This is a genomic window from Nocardia sp. CS682 (genome assembly GCF_004634405.1).
In the GTDB taxonomy this organism is placed as follows: Bacteria; Actinomycetota; Actinomycetes; order Mycobacteriales; family Mycobacteriaceae; genus Nocardia; species Nocardia ninae.
Genome location: NZ_CP029710.1, coordinates 6,186,313 through 6,201,692, shown reverse-complemented (window position 1 = coordinate 6,201,692; position 15,380 = coordinate 6,186,313). Strand labels below are relative to the sequence as shown.

16 protein-coding genes are annotated in these 15,380 nt (G+C 67.1%); 8 read left to right on the top strand and 8 right to left on the bottom strand.

The genetic code is table 11. From position 1 onward, the window contains the following. Positions 1-48 precede the first annotated feature (48 nt). The gene (locus DMB37_RS27935; RefSeq protein ID WP_135235211.1) at positions 49-543 is read left to right on the top strand and encodes a DUF4254 domain-containing protein; all 495 of its coding nucleotides are present in this window, start codon (positions 49-51) and stop codon (positions 541-543) included. Positions 544-570: 27 nt separating this feature from the next. Here DMB37_RS27935 and DMB37_RS40710 read toward each other — a convergent pair whose 3' ends face one another. Continuing rightward, positions 571-726 carry a hypothetical protein gene (locus DMB37_RS40710; RefSeq protein ID WP_167768957.1) on the bottom strand — a complete coding sequence of 52 codons (156 nt, stop codon included), beginning with the start codon at positions 724-726 and terminating at the stop codon, positions 571-573. A gap of 268 nt (positions 727-994) precedes the next feature. Between DMB37_RS40710 and DMB37_RS27930 the strand changes: the two genes are divergently transcribed. Next, positions 995-2,257, top strand: a complete 1,263-nt coding sequence (locus DMB37_RS27930) for a CdaR family transcriptional regulator (protein WP_167768956.1) — start codon at positions 995-997, stop codon at positions 2,255-2,257. Between the two features lie 61 nt (positions 2,258-2,318). Here the strand turns inward: DMB37_RS27930 and DMB37_RS27925 are convergent, their stop codons facing one another. Next, positions 2,319-3,161 (bottom strand): alpha/beta fold hydrolase, encoded by an 843-nt coding sequence (locus DMB37_RS27925; RefSeq protein ID WP_206055379.1) that lies wholly within the window; start codon positions 3,159-3,161, stop codon positions 2,319-2,321. A gap of 434 nt (positions 3,162-3,595) precedes the next feature. On the opposite strand from DMB37_RS27925, the gene DMB37_RS27920 reads away from it, so the two are divergent. Continuing rightward, a complete protein-coding gene (locus DMB37_RS27920; protein WP_240771679.1) occupies positions 3,596-5,035 on the top strand; it encodes a lipase family protein in 1,440 nt (479 codons plus the stop codon). A gap of 6 nt (positions 5,036-5,041) precedes the next feature. Here the strand turns inward: DMB37_RS27920 and DMB37_RS27915 are convergent, their stop codons facing one another. Further along, a complete protein-coding gene (locus DMB37_RS27915; RefSeq protein ID WP_135235209.1) occupies positions 5,042-5,881 on the bottom strand; it encodes a DUF72 domain-containing protein in 840 nt (279 codons plus the stop codon). Between the two features lie 108 nt (positions 5,882-5,989). Between DMB37_RS27915 and DMB37_RS27910 the strand changes: the two genes are divergently transcribed. After that, the gene (locus tag DMB37_RS27910) at positions 5,990-6,412 is read left to right on the top strand and encodes a PPOX class F420-dependent oxidoreductase (RefSeq protein WP_135235208.1); all 423 of its coding nucleotides are present in this window, start codon (positions 5,990-5,992) and stop codon (positions 6,410-6,412) included. 387 nt (positions 6,413-6,799) lie between these two features. Continuing rightward, entirely contained in the window at positions 6,800-7,045 is a 246-nt protein-coding gene (locus DMB37_RS27905) for a cold shock domain-containing protein (protein ID WP_135235207.1), read from the top strand. A gap of 54 nt (positions 7,046-7,099) precedes the next feature. Here the strand turns inward: DMB37_RS27905 and DMB37_RS27900 are convergent, their stop codons facing one another. From DMB37_RS27900 to DMB37_RS40705, 5 genes are all read right to left on the bottom strand, one after another. Continuing rightward, positions 7,100-8,284, bottom strand: a complete 1,185-nt coding sequence (locus DMB37_RS27900) for a TetR/AcrR family transcriptional regulator (protein WP_135235206.1) — start codon at positions 8,282-8,284, stop codon at positions 7,100-7,102. Between the two features lie 14 nt (positions 8,285-8,298). After that, complete coding sequence (locus DMB37_RS27895; RefSeq protein ID WP_135235205.1) at positions 8,299-9,846, bottom strand: long-chain-fatty-acid--CoA ligase; 1,548 nt, start codon at positions 9,844-9,846, stop codon at positions 8,299-8,301. Positions 9,847-9,854: 8 nt separating this feature from the next. Continuing rightward, positions 9,855-10,685 (bottom strand): SDR family NAD(P)-dependent oxidoreductase, encoded by an 831-nt coding sequence (locus DMB37_RS27890; protein WP_135235204.1) that lies wholly within the window; start codon positions 10,683-10,685, stop codon positions 9,855-9,857. Positions 10,686-10,820: 135 nt separating this feature from the next. Further along, positions 10,821-12,008 (bottom strand): lipid-transfer protein, encoded by a 1,188-nt coding sequence (locus tag DMB37_RS27880; RefSeq protein WP_135235203.1) that lies wholly within the window; start codon positions 12,006-12,008, stop codon positions 10,821-10,823. A 203-nt stretch (positions 12,009-12,211) separates the two neighbouring features. After that, positions 12,212-12,379 (bottom strand): hypothetical protein, encoded by a 168-nt coding sequence (locus DMB37_RS40705; RefSeq protein WP_167768955.1) that lies wholly within the window; start codon positions 12,377-12,379, stop codon positions 12,212-12,214. Positions 12,380-12,714: 335 nt separating this feature from the next. Between DMB37_RS40705 and DMB37_RS27875 the strand changes: the two genes are divergently transcribed. From DMB37_RS27875 to DMB37_RS27865, 3 genes are all read left to right on the top strand, one after another. Further along, positions 12,715-14,025 carry an acyl-CoA desaturase gene (locus DMB37_RS27875; protein ID WP_135235202.1) on the top strand — a complete coding sequence of 437 codons (1,311 nt, stop codon included), beginning with the start codon at positions 12,715-12,717 and terminating at the stop codon, positions 14,023-14,025. Between the two features lie 267 nt (positions 14,026-14,292). Further along, positions 14,293-15,141 (top strand): S8 family serine peptidase, encoded by an 849-nt coding sequence (locus DMB37_RS27870; RefSeq protein ID WP_135235201.1) that lies wholly within the window; start codon positions 14,293-14,295, stop codon positions 15,139-15,141. Further along, complete coding sequence (locus tag DMB37_RS27865) at positions 15,131-15,355, top strand: hypothetical protein (RefSeq protein WP_135235200.1); 225 nt, start codon at positions 15,131-15,133, stop codon at positions 15,353-15,355. The genes DMB37_RS27870 and DMB37_RS27865 overlap by 11 nt, the downstream gene beginning before the upstream one ends. Positions 15,356-15,380: the final 25 nt, after the last annotated feature.

Sequence of the window (15,380 nt, the reverse complement as noted above, 5' to 3'; positions counted from 1 at the left end):
CGGTCGCATTTGCCAGGCGCATGCACCAGGCCGCGCCGACCGCGTCACGTGACCGTGCAGACCGCCGACGGACCGAGGTCATGGGCGATGTGCGGCGAAGGCGGCCGCCGCCCGCTCCTGCCCGACTGGCACGAACTGTCCGCCGCGTTGCGACTACAAACCGGGGACCGTCCGGGCGACCACCTGGTCATCCAGCTGGCTCGGGCGTTGGCGCAGTTGCACCACACCCGCCGCGCACAGCCGGATCGTCTGGTGGAAATCGACTGCCGCCGTAGCGAAGTCGTCACCGTGATCGATGATTGGGTGGCCAAGCAGGTCCCGCCGCGGCGCACGAAAGACCAGCAGGCCGAGTCCCTCGGCAGCACCATCGACCGGATGGCCGCCGCCCAGATCCTCGCCGACCATCTGCTGATGACCGCAGAGAACGTGCCCGAACAGCGAGTGCACGCGGCGTGGTCCCGGCTCGCCGCACTCGCCAACCAGTGGACCGATCTCGCGCACGACATCGAGACGCGCCGACCACGATCGATCGGGCATCGCTGAGTTGTTGTGCCGGAACCCGTCTCGGCGCTATGTGGGAATGGTCCAGAGATAAGCCGATATCGGCGGCAGTTCCATGGTGTCTTCGAGGGGATCGACGCGTAGTAGGCCGATGAATTCTTCCACCGACGTATAGCGCGCCAAAATGTCCTCCAGCAAGCGGCGCGCGGCTTCCTCCGGTTTCATGAGCCGGTTATGCCCACGAGTCCGAAATACAAACTGACCAACTGGTTTCTTTGATGCTCGATAGTTCGCTGATCGCCGATCCGTTCATTACGGCCTCCACGTGTGGGGTCACTGCTGATCGGATGTGCCGAACGACTACTGAAAAGATTCGCCGAAACGAGGCTTACTCAGATTACCTATCCGGCGCGCCGCCGGCCGCAACCACGCAGTGTGCGTCGCGTAATCGAATGCGCCGCGCCCCGACAGCCCGGGCAGCAGAATGAGCGTTATGACTGCCTTGGATCAGGAAGCCCTCGACTGGCTCGTCCAGTTCGGGGCGCAGGCCCGCAGCGACGAGCAGACCCAGCAGCTGGTCGATCTGGTCGACGGCCGGATCAGTGCGGTCAACGCGCAACTGCCCGGTGACGCCGAACTCGCCGAGCAGTTGCATGCAGCGACCCGCTCGCACTGGCGCAGCTTCCTGGCCATGGTGAGCCGGGAGGTGTTCGAGGTGCACCCGCCCGCGGAGGTACTCGCGCTCTCGCGAACGGTCGCCCGGCGCGGCTTCGGCATCGACGTGGTGATGCGCACCTATCGGGTCGGGCAGGCCATGCTCTGGCAATACATCACCGACTTCCTGAACAAGGCGATCGAGGACGACCAACTCCGCAGCGCCGTGTTGCTGCTGTTCTGGGATCGCGTGCTCGAATGGACCGACACCTGCGTGGAGGCCTCGGTCGCGGTGTACACCGACGAGCGTGAGCAGTGGCAGCGCGGCGCGCTGGCCCGGCGGTTCGGGCTCGCGGGTGCGCTGCTGCGCGGCGACGCGGTCGACGTCGATCAGGCCGAGACCCAGCTCGGCCACTCGCTGCGCCGCTACCAAACCGCGCTGGTGCTGTGGACCGACGAGTCGCTGGCCACCCCGGATCCGGTACGCACGCTGGAGAAGTTCGGCAACGACATCGCCACGCTGCTCGACGCGCCGCGACCGCTGATGCTGTCGTCCGGGGTGCGTGGCATGTGGGCGTGGGTCGCCACGGCGAGCGTGCCGGACCTCACCGCCCTGCCCGCAGCCGGGCAGCCCGGTCTGCACGCCGCGGTCGGTTCGTCGGCCCCGGATATCGCCGGGTTCCGGCAGAGTCATCGCGAGGCCATCGCCGCGCAGCGGGTGGCGATCGAAACCGACTACGCCGCAACGGTGATCCGCTACAGCGACGTCGAATTGGTCTGCCTCACCACCGGTGACGGCAGCGTCGAGGCGATGCGTGCCATGGCGACAAGGGAATTGGGCGCGCTGATGAACACCGACGAGACCACCGCCCGGTTGCGCGAAACACTGCTCGCCTACCTGGCAGGCGGCCGCAATGCCCCGGCCACCGCTCAACAATTGAACGTGCATCCCAACACCGTCCGCTACCGCATCAACCAATCCGAGGAATTGCTGGGGCATTCCATCGAAGCGCGGGCCACCTATATCGAATTGGCGCTGCGCTGCGCACAAACTTACGGCGACAAAATCCTCACGCCCCAGCCGGACCGCGCGATCGCCTGAACGGTCGTCGAGACCCCACGGACCGTCCGCTGCGCACCCCTTCGGCGACGGGTGAGCCAGGTCATCCACAGTCGGCGGCTTCGGCGAGAAAGTCTTGGATCAGTGCGGTGACGACAGCAGGTTGCTCCAGGACACAGCAGTGCCCGGCATTTTCGATGATCTCGAACCGTGCCTTGGGAATCAGCTCCGCGAGCCGCGACGCCGCCTGAATCGGTGTCACCACGTCGTCGCCGCCGACCGCGACCAGGGTCGGCGCGGTGATCGCGGTAACCTCCCGGTCGGCCGGTTCGCGACCGATCACCCCGAGTATCGCTCTCCTGGTGCCCACGCTGTCGACCCGGTCGAGCCGCTGGGCCCACTCGGCGACGGTGTCCGCGGCGGCGGGATCGGCCAGGAACGCAGGCCCGAACAGCAATCGCGCGAGTTTGCCGCGCACCGCGTCGACGCCGAGAAGGCGCATCGCCCAAGCGAGCCGGGTATATCTGCCGATCCTGCTCGGGTCCTCGGGGTCGGCGCTGGTGTCCAACAGGATCAGCGACCGCAGCAACTCGCCGTGCCTGGCGGCGACCCGCTGGCCGACGCAACCACCCATGCCGATGCCGACCCAGTGCACCGGCGCGAGACGCAGTGCGCGGATCAGCCCGACGGCGTCGATGGTCAGCGTGTCCATGTCGTAGCCGTCCGGAGTCGGCGGTGTGCCGCCCTGACCGCGCCAATCGATGGCGATGCAGCGGTAGTGCTCGCGCAGTAGGTCGATCTGTGCCCGAAACATCCAGCCGCCGAACAGCAGACTGTGCCCGAAAACGATGACAGGACTGTCGGATCGGCCGTTCGGGTCACCCGTGTCGGTATAACCGATCGGTACGCCGTGCACGTCGATCGTGCGAATGATGGTGGACAGCATCGGCACGTCTTGCTCCTCGGGAATGGCATCGACCGAAACCGGGATAACGCACCTGCGAGTCTGGCAGCGCAGGCGCTGCCGACTCTTGGTACAGCCACCAAGGCTGTCGCCATGGGTTGTCATCCAGCACAACCCGGCCCCGCGCAACCGGCCGCCACGCGGACAGCATTCGGGCAGCCACCGGCAGGCTGTCCAGGGCCAGAAAGCATCGGAATTGTGCAATGTGCATATTCCAGCTGGCGGCGAATTAGAACTTTGCCTCTGGACCTACCGCACGCTTTAGCATTTGCTGTTACTTAGCCTTACAGAAATTCTGGTGGGTTACGCGCGGCGCGCCGTTCACCGGCGCGTGGTCGTGGCCGGAATACTTTCTCCGCCCGACAGATCCCTTCATCGGATCTCTTCAGCACCGCTCACCAGCGAAAGAAGCCGCAATGAAGACCGTCATCCCCGGCAAGCTCGGGCGATTCCGCACCGCGGTTCTCGTCGCCCTCATCGCGACCGCCATGCAGGTTGCTGTCGGAATACCAGCAATTGCCGCACCGGCCGAACAAAATCCTGTCGCGCAGCAGGTTCCGGTACAACCGCCGCTGCCGTTCCCGATTCCGCCGTCCCCGCCGGAACTCGATCCGGCGTTCTACGCACCCCCGGCCGAGGTCGTGGCGTCGAAGCAGCCCGGCGAGATCATCGCGGCGCGCGCGGTGCATCTCGCGTTCTACTCGACCATTCCGTTCAACATCGACGCGTGGCAGTTGTCCTACCGGTCGACCAACACCAGGGATGAACCGATCGCCGCGGTCACCACGCTGATGAAGCCGCGCGGCGACAACGGCGGCGTGCCGCGCCCGCTGCTGTCCTACCAGTTCCCGCAGGACTCGAACGCCCAGTACTGCGCGCCATCGTATGTGCTGCAACAGGCTTCGGTGCCGGGCAACGTCACCAGCCAGTTCGACATCCCGTTCGAGTTCGTGCTCCCGCTGACCGGGCTCGGGGCGGGCTGGGCGGTGGCGATGCCGGATCACGAGGGCCCGAACTCCGCCTTCGCCGCCGGTCCGCTCGGCGCCCGGATCACCCTCGACGGCATCCGGGCCGCGGAGAACTTCGAGCCGATGGGCCTCGGACCGCAGACCAAGGTCGGACTGGCCGGGTACTCCGGCGGCGCGATCACCACCGGGCACACCGCCGAACTGGCGGCGTCTTATGCACCGGAGCTGAATATCGTCGGAGCGTCGGAAGGCGGCGTCCCCGCCGACATCAAGGCGATGTACCAGATGGCCAGCGGCAATCTCGGCTCGGGACTGATCTTTTCGGGGCTGCTTGGGGTCGAGCGGGAGTATCCCGAGCAGGCCGCCTACAACGCCCAGCACATGAATGCGTTCGGCAAAGCCTTGGCTCCGGTCAAGAACTCGCTGTGCCTGTACTCCGCCGCGATCCTGCCGTTCATGAATCTGGAAGGCGGCCTCTACGATTCACCGAACGCGTTGAACGATCCCGTGCCAACCAAGGTATTCGACGCGCTCCGGATGGGGCATGCGGTTCCCGACATGCCGATGTTCATCTTCAATTCCAACCCCGACTGGATTGCGCCGGTCGGTCCGGTGAACGCGCTCGTCGACCAGTACTGCCGCGACCCGAAGGCTCAGGTGCAGTACACCCGTGACCACTTCAGTGAACACATCACGCTCGAAATCGACAGCCTCGCACGGGTATTGCTGTGGCTGAAGGAGCGTTTCGACGGCGTCCCCGCGCAACCCGGCTGCACCATCCACGACGAGGGCTCCATGGCCTTGGATCCCGCGAGCTGGCCGATCTGGCTGCAGGGTGCGGGCACGGTGCTCGCCGGGCTGGTGCAGCAGCCGATCGGCAGCCGGTAGGCCGCGTCAGAAGAGGGTCATCGGGTCGGTGGGCGCCGGTTCGGGCAGCGGTGCGAGCTCGGGCAGCTCGGCGCGCACCGCCTCGTGAAAGCGGCGCGCGAGCGGTACACCCTCGGCATTGTCCGGGGTGTGGATGAAGACGGTCGGCGATCGGCCCTCGCGCAGCCACTCGACGACCGTGCCGATCCACGGCTGCCAGCCGTCGACCGTGCGCTCGGTCGAGTCGCGGCCGTGGTAGCGGACGATCGGGAATTCGGTGAGGGCGCGGGTCCGGCGCGGCACCCGCGGTTTCTTCGACCACGCTTCCTGCTCGGCGGCGGTGACCGGTAGTCCATCGAAAAGTGTTGTGGTGTCGAAGGGTATCCATTCGGCGCCGACCCGGGCGAGCACGCTTTCCAGCTGCCGGGCGGCCTGCTCGTTCTCGAAGAACGCGCGATGCCTGACCTCGACCGCCGAACGGTACTGCTGCGGCAGCCTGCGCAGGAACAGCGCGAGCGGGCCGAGATCGTTCGGGCCGAACGAGGCGGGCAACTGCACCCACAGGGCGTGCGCGCGCGAGCCGAGCGGTTCGATCGCCGACAGAAACGCGCGCATCTCCTCGTCGACCCCGGTCAGCCTGCGCTCATGGGTGATCGAGCGGTGCAGTTTCACCACGAACCGGAACTCGGGCGCGGTCTGCGCGGCCCACGACTCCACCGTGCGGCGGGCCGGTATCGCGTAGAAGGTGGTGTTGCCCTCCACCGCGTTGCACCGGTCGGCGTAGGCGGCCAGCCGAGCCCCCGAAGACGGTTGCCATTCCTGCCATGACGGGTGCGTCCACATCGCACAGCCCACGTGAAGCCGCATGCCAGCGACGGTAGTACAGCGCCGCCGCGCGCTTCGACCGAGCTCCGTGGCGCCGGAGCGCGGCGTCGGCCGGGGAATGAACGGGCGGGCCGGTTGGTAGAACAACACATGGAACTCGACGACGCTGCTCGTGCCCTCATCGGAGCGGGGGCCGACGCCACGCTGGTCACCATCAACCCCGACGGCAGTCCGCACGTGAGCGTGGTGTGGGTGGCACTGCAATCGACGCCCGAGGGCGACGAGCTCGTCACCGCGCACCTCGGCGAATACAAGAAGGTGCGCAATGTCCGCCGCGACAACCGCGTCGCAGTCACCATCCTGTCTGCTGAACGCGGCGAGATCATGCGCCCATACCTGTCCGTCACCGGGACCGCTCGCATTGTCGAGGGCGGTGCCCCCGAGCTACTCGCCGAGCTGGCCGAGACCCTGGCCAGCCCCGACGCCGGCTTTCCGCCGCCCGACGCCCCGCCCGGTCTGCTGACCCGCATCCGCATCGAGAAGGTCGGCGGCATCGGCCCCTGGGCCGCCTGACCCTCGCACCGCACAACTGGCCGGGCCCGTACGGGGCTCGGCCAGTTGTTTTTCGTCGGCCGAGCTCGGCCGACGACGGAATGTGACGTTGTACCGAGTGGAAGCGGAATTCGGGCGAATATCCGTTCGGGTGCTTACAGTTTGAGTAACGCAGTAGCGGGCATCCGGCGTACGCGGGGATGCCCGCGTAACGTACCGACTCCGAGGAGATCGTCCGACCGTGGTTCGTTCAGACAAGTTCAGAGCTTCGCAGAAAGTATCCACGCATAAGACTGCCCGATCGGGTCCCGCCGTCGTGTGGCCCGACCCGAGCCCACTCGCCTCCTGGTGGCAGCAGGTGATGCAATCCGGGTCCGGCGAGCGCGCGAGCGCCTTCGAGGTCGCGCGATGACCGACGGCGAGAACTGGGTGCACGGCACTGTCCGGTGGTTCGACACCGCCAAAGGATTCGGCTTCCTCGAATCCCCCGAATACCCGAACGGGGTCTTCGTGGAGTACTCCAGCATCGACTCCCCCGGCTTCAAAACCCTTTCTGCGGGCCAGCCCGTAGTTTTCACCTGCGAGCTGCGCCCACGCGGCATCGAGGCCACCGCGGTACGCCCGATGGCATTGTTATCCACCGCTGCCGCATAATCCCGGACCGCCCTTGATGTCTCGCACGCCCCAACGGTCGTGGTGTGCGACGCATCAAGCGAGGGCGAGCACTTCGGCGCCGATCGCGGCGGCCACGGGCACGATGCCGGGGAACGCGCGCAGATGGGGAGTCAGCGCGAGGTCGTTCAACATCGACTGCGCGGCCTGTACTCGCATGCGTGCGGGGATCGGGTCCCAATCCGGGTGCACCTTGCGCAGCAGGTGCACCCACTCCGCGATATAGGCCCGCTGCGCGGCCTTCGCGCGTGCGCGGTCCGGGTCGGGCAGGTGCCTGGCCTCCGACACGAGAATCTGCATGAGATAAGGGTTTTCGAAGACGAAGGCCCCGTAGCCCGCGAGCAGACGTTCGAGTCCGTCGCGTGGGTCGGCGGCGTGCGCGAGAGCACGATTCAGATCAATGCGGAGCCATTCGTCGCCACGGACGATGCCCGCCATGAGAATGTCCGCTTTCCCGGCGAAGTGGTTGTAGACGCTGGGACCGGCGATGCCGACGGCGGCACCGATCTCGTCCACGCTGACGCTCGCGAAACCCCGTTCGGCGAACAGCGTGATCGCCTCGGTGAGGATCGCTTCCCGCCGGGCCCGCGCGGCCAGCGGCACCGCCACGACAGGCCGATCCGGTCGCTGCCCCAGCTTCGGCACCGGCGCGGCCAGCACCGCGTCGACGAGTTCACCGAGCAGCGTGCCGAATTCCGGCTCGGGCAACGAAAGACCGTGGAACGACACACTATTGGCGACGGCCAAGGCGCTCCAGGAGAGCAGGTCGGCGGCCGCCGGATCCAGGTCCGGGCGGCGCGCGGCGACGACCTCGGCGAGCCGGGCCCCGATCCGCTTGGCTTGCTGACGAAACGCGGCCCGATCGTCGTCGGAAAGATGCCGGGCCTCGCGCCGCCACAGCACCCCGACATCACGGCGGGCCAGCACGGTCGCGGCCAGCGTGCCCGCGATGTCGGCGGGCTCGCGTGCCGCCGTATCGAGTGCGGCAGCGAATGCGGTCAGCGCCTCGTCGACGACGGTGGCCAGCAGGCTCTGCTTGCCGCGGAAATGCCGGTACAGCGCGGACGGTCCGATGGCCACCGCCTCGGCGACCTCACCCATGCCGACATTCGCGTATCCGTTGCGGCAGAACAGTTCCGCGGCCGCCGCGACGATCAGCGCCCGCCGATTCGCCGGCCGGGTGCCACGGGCCGGACGGACCACGCCCGGCCCGTTCACCATTCGATACCGCTCCCTCAGGAAACTTGACTGTCGCTGGGATCCCAATACTTCTTGCGAAGTTCGCGCTTGAGGATCTTACCGGCGCCCGATAGGGGCAACGCGTCGGCGAACTCCACCGTGCGCGGGGTCTTGTACCCGGCGATCAGCGCTTTGCAGTGCGCGCGCAACTCCTCCTCGGTGGCCTGCGTGCCGGGCAGCAGCACCACCACAGCATGCACGCGCTCGCCCCATTCGGGGTCCGGTACCCCGATCACCGCGCAGGCGGCGACCGCGGGGTGCGCCGCGAGGGCGTTCTCCACCTCGGCCGAGTAGACGTTCTCACCGCCAGTGATGATCATGTCCTTGATCCGGTCGACGATGAAGACATAGCCGTGCTCGTCCATCCGGCCGCCGTCGCCGGTGTGCATCCAGCCGTCGCGCACGGCGGCGGCGGTGTCCTGCGGCCGGTTCCAGTAGCCGAGCATGACGTTGTCGCCGCGCACGACGACCTCGCCGACCTCGCCACGCGGCACCTCGTTGTCGTCGGGGTCGACGATGCGGACCTCCACATGCGGCATGGCGCGGCCCGCCGAACGCCGCAGCGCCGGATCGTCGTGGTCGGCGGGGGACAGCAGCGTCGCGACGGGCGCCAGTTCGGTCATGCCGTAGGCTTGGGTGAAGCCCGCGGCCGGGAAGACCTTGCGGGCCCGGCCGAGGACCGCCTCGGCGATCGGCGAGGCACCGTAGGTCACCGTCTCGACGCCGCTGAGGTCGAAGTCCGCGACGGCCGGATCGTCGACCAGCAGCTGGATCATGGTGGGCACCAGCAACAGATTGGTGACGCCGTGCTCGCTGATCGCCCGCATGACACCGGCCGGGGTGAACATCGGCACGATCACGTGCGTGCAGTTGACCAGGTTGCCCGCCGTCAACATGGCGATATCGGCGAGGTGGAACATCGGTGCCGCGTGCAGCACAGTGCCGCCCCGGCTGACGAACTCGCCGCCCGCGGTGCTGCCGAGCGCGGAGATGATCATGTTGTCGTGGCTGAGCATCACGCCTTTGGGATGCCCGGTGGTACCGCCGGTGTAGAAGACGCCCGCCAGGGTCGCGTCGCCGGTTCTGGTGTCCTCGGCGGGTGGGTGCTCGGCGACGAGTGTCTCGTAGTGCAGTACGTCGGCCGGTGGTTCGCCGTCGCCGCAGAAGATCACCGTGGCCAGCTCCGGAAACTGTTGCCGGAGTGCGGGAATCATGGCGGCGAAGGCGTCGTCCACCAGCAGCACCCTGGTGTCGGATTCGCGCAGCGAGTAGCCGATCTCCGCCGGACTCCAGCGGATGTTCACCGGGTTGACCGCCGCCCCGATCCACGGCACCGCGTACAGATATTCGTAGTAGCGATCGGAGTTGAGCGCCAGCATGCCGACCCGGTCGCCGGGCCGGACCCCGAGCGCGGCCAGCGCACCCGCGAATCGCGCTATGCGATCGGCCGATTCGGCCACGGTGCGCACCCGGTCGCCGTAGATCGTCAGCGGACGATCCGGGCTCTGCTGCAGGTTGCGGTGCAGCGATTGGGTCAAATACATTGCCGGCCCTAGATGTTGAAGCCGCCGCCGCAGACCAGGGTCTGCGCGCTGACGTAGTCGGACTCGGGGATGCACAGCAGGTACACCGCGCCCGCGGCCTCGGCCGGCGTGCCGCCGCGCCCGAGCGGCACCATCTGCTCCATCGCGGCGAGCAGGTTCGGGTTCACACCGACCTTGATCTCCTTGCCCTGCACGTCGATCGTGCCGCCGGTGCCCGCGGGCGCCTCGGTGAGCCTGGTCTTGATCAGCCCGAACGCCACCGCGTTCACCGTGACGTTGTAGCGGCCCCACTCCTTGGCCAGCGCCTTGGTGAGCCCGAGGATGCCCGCCTTGCCCGACGAGTAATTCGCCTGTCCCGCATTGCCGCCCGTGCCCGCCAGCGACGAGATGTTCACGACCTTGCGGCACGGCACCGGTTCACCAGCGGCCTTGGCCTGCTTCACGGCCGCCGCGATCACCGGCTGCGCCGCACGCAGGATCCGGAACGGTGCCTTGAGGTGCACGTCGAGGATGGCGTCCCACTGTTCGTCGGTCATCTTCTGGATCACCGAATCCCAGGTGTAGCCCGCATTGTTGATGATGATGTCCAAGCCGCCGAATTCGTCCACCGCGGTCTGCACGAAACGCTCGGCGAACCCCTCCTCGGTGACGCTGCCGACACACGAAACCGCCTGCCCGCCCGCGGCTTCGACCGCGACGACGGTCTCCGCGGCCGGCTCGGCGTCGAGGTCGTTCACCACGACCCTGGCCCCCTCGCTCGCGAGTTTCAGCGCGATCTCGCGTCCGATGCCGCGGCCGGAGCCGGAGACAATGGCGACCTTGCCATTCAGAGTTCCCATGTGCTGCTTGTCCTTTCAGAAGGCGACGACGGCGTCGCCGGTGAGTGTCACGGTGCCGTCGGCGAGGGTGACCGCGAGGTCGATGGTGGCCCGGCGTTCGCCGTCCACGGATAGGTGAACGACTGCTCGCCGTGCTCAGCCCACCTTCTCGTACAGCGTCACGACGGCCGCGCCGCCCAGCCCGATGTTGTGCTGCAGCGCGAGTTTCAGGTCGTCTGCCACCTGCCGTGGCTCGGCTTGCCCGCGTAGCTGCCAGACCAATTCGGCGCATTGGGCGAGCCCGGTCGCGCCGAGCGGGTGCCCCTTGGACAGCAGTCCGCCGGATGGATTGGTGACCACACGCCCGCCGTAGGTGTTGTCACCGTCGTTGACGAACTTCTCCGCCGTACCCTCCGGGGTGAGACCGAGCGCCTCATAGGTGAGCAGTTCATTGGCGGTGAAGCAGTCGTGCAGCTCGACGACCCGGATGTCCTCGGGCGAGACCCCCGACGCCTCGTAAACCTGCTGTGCCGCAGCCTTGGACATGTCGTAGCCGACGATCTTGGTCATGTCCTTTTCGGCGAAGGTGGATGGAAAATCGGTGGTCATCGCCTGCGCCCTGATCACGATCGCGGGGTCGATACCGTTGGCCTCGGCGAACTCGTCGCTGACGATGACCGCCGCCGCGGCGCCGCAGGTGGGTGGGCAGCACTGCAGCCGGGTCAGCGGACCGTAGATGTGTGGCGAGGCAAGCACTTCTGCCACCGTCACCGGATCTCGGAACACTGCGAACGGATTGTTGGCGGCGTGCCTGCGCGACTTCACCGTGATCGCGGCGAAGGTTTCCGGTGCGGTGCCGTACTTTTCCGCGTACTGCCGGCCGGCCCCGCCGAACATCTGTGCCGCGAAGGGAGATTCGTCGCGCTGCTGGATTTCGTCCATCACCTCGTCGAACCGGGCGAACGGACTCGGCCGATCGGGGTATCCCATCGCCAGCGCGCCGCGGCGCATCTGCTCGAACCCGACGGCGAGAACCGCGTCGGCGGCGCCGGATTCGACCGCCTGGCGCGCCAGGAACAGTGCCGTGGATCCCGTCGAGCAGTTGTTGTTGACGTTGATCACCGGGATACCGGTCTGCCCGAGTCCGTAGAGCACCGCCTGCCCGCAGGTCGAGTCGCCGTAGACGTACCCCGCGTAGGCCTGCTGGATCCGCTCGTACCCGAGACCGGCGTCCAGCAGCGCGGCCCGCGCCGCCTGCGCGCCCATGACGTCGTAGGTCTGGCTCCGGCTCGGCGTGGTGAACGCGATCATGCCCACCCCGGCAACGACGGCGCGTCTGCTCATAACATTCCCATCGACAGTGACTAGCAGCTGTTCACTTATTGAACAGCACGCCACTTGAAGCTGGGATGGAAATCTACAAACCGGCTGGTCAGCTACCAGAGTTATGCTACCGAAAATTCACTTAGACCCTAGTCGGGAGCCCGTGAACGGCCCGAGCCCCCGCATCTCCCGAGGAGATGCGGGGGCTCGCGTCATGTCCGGCGTCAGGCGTGCGGCGGCGCGACCTCCCCGACAGCAGACCCGGAGCCGTCTTCGGCTCTACTGAATACCGGCTGATGATGTACGTCGCTGCTCTCGGCAGGCGTATACACCTGAATGGGAATGGTGTCATGGCTGAACAGCCCGGACCCTTGCCCGCTTTCCTGACTCATTCGTCGAGCCTCCTCCGATCGGCCGCGAATAGCCAATCCCCTCTATTGAACCTTGTCCGCGGCGCAGACCGCGCATGATCCCGCTCGAACTGGGATGTTGTCGTGTCCGGAACGTCGCGATTCCGCGCGGCCATGCCCCGTTGTTCCGGCGGCCGTCCGCTGTTGACCTGGCGGTATCGGAAGCGCTGGTAGCGTCGAACCAAGAATCTTGTCGGCCTTTCGCATCGGCCGACCTTTTAGCTCGGTTCCGCTGAGCAACGCCGATCGCTCCCCGTGTCGGCGGCCCGACCGGGCTTCCCTGCGCCCTGCGCAGCCGATCCATCCGAAGAGGACCAATGGCCATCACCGACATTGCTGTGTACGCGCACCTGAGCAAGGAAGACATCGAGGCGCTCGGTACCGAACTCGACGCGATCCACCGTGACGTCAGTGAATCGCTCGGCGGCCGCGACGCCGCCTACATCCGGCGTACCATCCGGTTCCAGCGTGCCCTCGACACCGCCGCGCGACTGCTCATCGCGGTGAACCGGAACAAGGCGAGCTGGCTGCTCGGCACGGCGGCGCTGGCCGCGGCCAAGAGCATCGAGAACATGGAGATCGGGCACAACGTCTCGCACGGCCAGTGGGATTGGATGAACGACCCGGAAATCCACTCCACCACCTGGGAGTGGGACATGGTCGGGCTGTCCACCCAGTGGAAGTACTCGCACAACTTCCGCCACCACCTCTACACCAACGTGCTGGACATGGACGACGACATCGGCTTCGGCGTGATGCGGGTGACCAGGGACCAGCCGTGGCAGCCGAGCCATCTCTTCCAGCCGGTGCAGAATCTGCTGCTGGCCACCACCTTCGAGTGGGGCATCGGCCTGCACGGGCTGTACGCGGACCGGGATCGCTTCGAGACGAAGGCCGAAAAGTCCGCTGTGACAAAGGCTTTCCTGAGGAAAATCGCCCGGCAGGCGCTCAAGGACTATGTACTCTTCCCCGCGCTGAGCGGAAAGCGCTGGCGCCGTGCACTGACGGCCAACGTCACCGCCAACGTCGTGCGCAATGCCTGGACCTATGTGGTCATCTTCTGCGGCCACTTCCCCGACGGCGCGGAGAAGTTCACGCCCGCCGCGCTGGCGGACGAGACCAAATCCGAGTGGTACCTGCGCCAGATGCTCGGCACCGCGAACTTCGACGCAGGCCCGACCCTGGCCTTCGCCAGCGGAAACCTGTGTTACCAAATCGAACACCACCTCTTCCCCGACCTGCCCAGCAACCGCTACGCCGAGATCGCCGTCCGGGTTCGCGCGCTCTGCGACAAATACGACCTCCCCTACACCAGCGGTTCGTTGCTGCGTCAGTATCTGCTCACCATGCGGACCATCCACAAGCTCGCGGTCCCGGATCGCTTCCTGATCGCCACGTCGGACGACGCGCCGGAGACCGCCTCGGAGCGGAAGTTTCAGACCGGCACCACCTTCACCGTCCCGGAGATCTCCGGCGTGACAACAGGTTTGCGCACCGCGCTGCACAACGGTCGCGTGCGGCTGGAATTCGAGGCCGGGCTCAAAGGGGGTCGGCTGCGCCGGACCGCCGCCCGGGTCCGTTCGAATATCGCCGGGTCGCTGCGCGCTCCGGTTGCCGGCACCGGATAGGTAATACGGTCGGGGCACATCGCCTCGGCACCTAACCGGCCGCGCGACATCGGGGCCGCGAGCGCCGGACCAGCGCAAACCCAACCTTGGGTATTGCTTTCACCCCGGCACCCCCACATCGATATCGCGTCGCCGAAATCCCGCTCTGCCAGCGGAAATCGAGTGCTACCGTTTTGCCAGAGGTCGATCTGTCGACCGGCAGGTACATCGCCCGCATCCTGCGGGCGGAACCGTCCACACGACCGGCCTCCGGGGATGTGGTGCGGTATGACGCCGCTGGAGATGGTTCGACTCGACGGCTTGATGGCACGCACCACGGGCTCGCCGAAGATCATGATCGGCCTGATCGACGGCCCGGTGGACACCACGCATGCCGGACTGGCGGCCGCGCTGCTGCGCGGACACGCGAGCGGTTGCGCGGTCCCCGAAGCCACCGCGTGTACCCACGCCACTTTCGTGGCGGGAATCCTGTCCGGCAGCCGAAATTCACCCGCTCCCGCACTGTGTCCCGGCTGCACCGTCTATCTACGACCGATCTTCGCCGATCGAACCGTCGCCCGGCTGCCGTCGGCCACCAACGACGACCTCGCGCGTGCGCTGCTGGAATGTATGGCGGCCGGAGCGGCCGTCGTGAACGTGAGTGCCGGTCCGCCCGTACCCTCGATGGCCGACAACCGGCTGCTTACCCAAGCTCTCGACACCGCTGCACGCCGCGATGTCATCGTGGTCGCCGCCGCCGGAAACACCACCGACCTCGGCACCTCGACACTCACCCGGCACCGCTGGGTCGTGCCGGTCATAGCGGTGGATGCGCACGGGCGGCCTGCGCGGCAATCCACCCTCGGGCCGTCCATCGGCCGCAACGGCTTGGCCGCGCCGGGCGGGCTGACCAGCTTCACCGCGGGCAACGGCCTGGCCACGCTCACCGGAACCAGTTTCGCCGCACCGCTTGTCACCGGAACCATCGCGCTGCTGTGGTCGCTGTTCCCCCGCGCCTCGGCGGCCGAAATACGCGCCGCGGTGCTCGGCCGCCGCAGGCGCGGCGCACTGATCCCGCCGCTGCTCGACGCCGAGGCGGCATACCAGCAGATGAAGGAGTTGATCCATGCCGGATGAACAAACACCACCGGACACCGAGCAGCCACCGGAACCACCGGCGCGGCGCGTTCGGCTACCCGGCTTCGTGGTCAGCGAAGAAACCGGGCTCGGCGACGTAATCAAGCACGTCACAAACAGATTGGGCGTCAAGCCCTGTGGCGGGTGCAACCGTCGCGCCGCGGCGCTGAATCGTCGCATCGTCTTCTCACCGCGTCGCACGTCGCGCGGCTGAGCCCGAATTCCCGACGCTCCGGAGA

What these genes read in the sequence shown, in the direction of transcription:
- DMB37_RS27870 (WP_135235201.1), top strand. Translation starts at nt 14,293, where the DNA reads ATGACGCCGCTGGAGATGGTTCGACTCGACGGCTTGATGGCACGCACC.
- DMB37_RS40705 (WP_167768955.1), bottom strand. Translation starts at nt 12,379, where the DNA reads ATGAGTCAGGAAAGCGGGCAAGGGTCCGGGCTGTTCAGCCATGACACC.
- DMB37_RS27915 (WP_135235209.1), bottom strand. Translation starts at nt 5,881, where the DNA reads ATGCGGCTTCACGTGGGCTGTGCGATGTGGACGCACCCGTCATGGCAG.
- DMB37_RS40710 (WP_167768957.1), bottom strand. Translation starts at nt 726, where the DNA reads ATGAAACCGGAGGAAGCCGCGCGCCGCTTGCTGGAGGACATTTTGGCG.
- DMB37_RS27895 (WP_135235205.1), bottom strand. Translation starts at nt 9,846, where the DNA reads ATGTATTTGACCCAATCGCTGCACCGCAACCTGCAGCAGAGCCCGGAT.
- DMB37_RS27920 (WP_240771679.1), top strand. Translation starts at nt 3,596, where the DNA reads ATGAAGACCGTCATCCCCGGCAAGCTCGGGCGATTCCGCACCGCGGTT.
- DMB37_RS27865 (WP_135235200.1), top strand. Translation starts at nt 15,131, where the DNA reads ATGCCGGATGAACAAACACCACCGGACACCGAGCAGCCACCGGAACCA.
- DMB37_RS27890 (WP_135235204.1), bottom strand. Translation starts at nt 10,685, where the DNA reads ATGGGAACTCTGAATGGCAAGGTCGCCATTGTCTCCGGCTCCGGCCGC.
- DMB37_RS27925 (WP_206055379.1), bottom strand. Translation starts at nt 3,161, where the DNA reads ATGCTGTCCACCATCATTCGCACGATCGACGTGCACGGCGTACCGATC.
- DMB37_RS27900 (WP_135235206.1), bottom strand. Translation starts at nt 8,284, where the DNA reads ATGGTGAACGGGCCGGGCGTGGTCCGTCCGGCCCGTGGCACCCGGCCG.
- DMB37_RS27910 (WP_135235208.1), top strand. Translation starts at nt 5,990, where the DNA reads ATGGAACTCGACGACGCTGCTCGTGCCCTCATCGGAGCGGGGGCCGAC.
- DMB37_RS27905 (WP_135235207.1), top strand. Translation starts at nt 6,800, where the DNA reads ATGACCGACGGCGAGAACTGGGTGCACGGCACTGTCCGGTGGTTCGAC.
- DMB37_RS27875 (WP_135235202.1), top strand. Translation starts at nt 12,715, where the DNA reads ATGGCCATCACCGACATTGCTGTGTACGCGCACCTGAGCAAGGAAGAC.
- DMB37_RS27880 (WP_135235203.1), bottom strand. Translation starts at nt 12,008, where the DNA reads ATGAGCAGACGCGCCGTCGTTGCCGGGGTGGGCATGATCGCGTTCACC.
- DMB37_RS27930 (WP_167768956.1), top strand. Translation starts at nt 995, where the DNA reads ATGACTGCCTTGGATCAGGAAGCCCTCGACTGGCTCGTCCAGTTCGGG.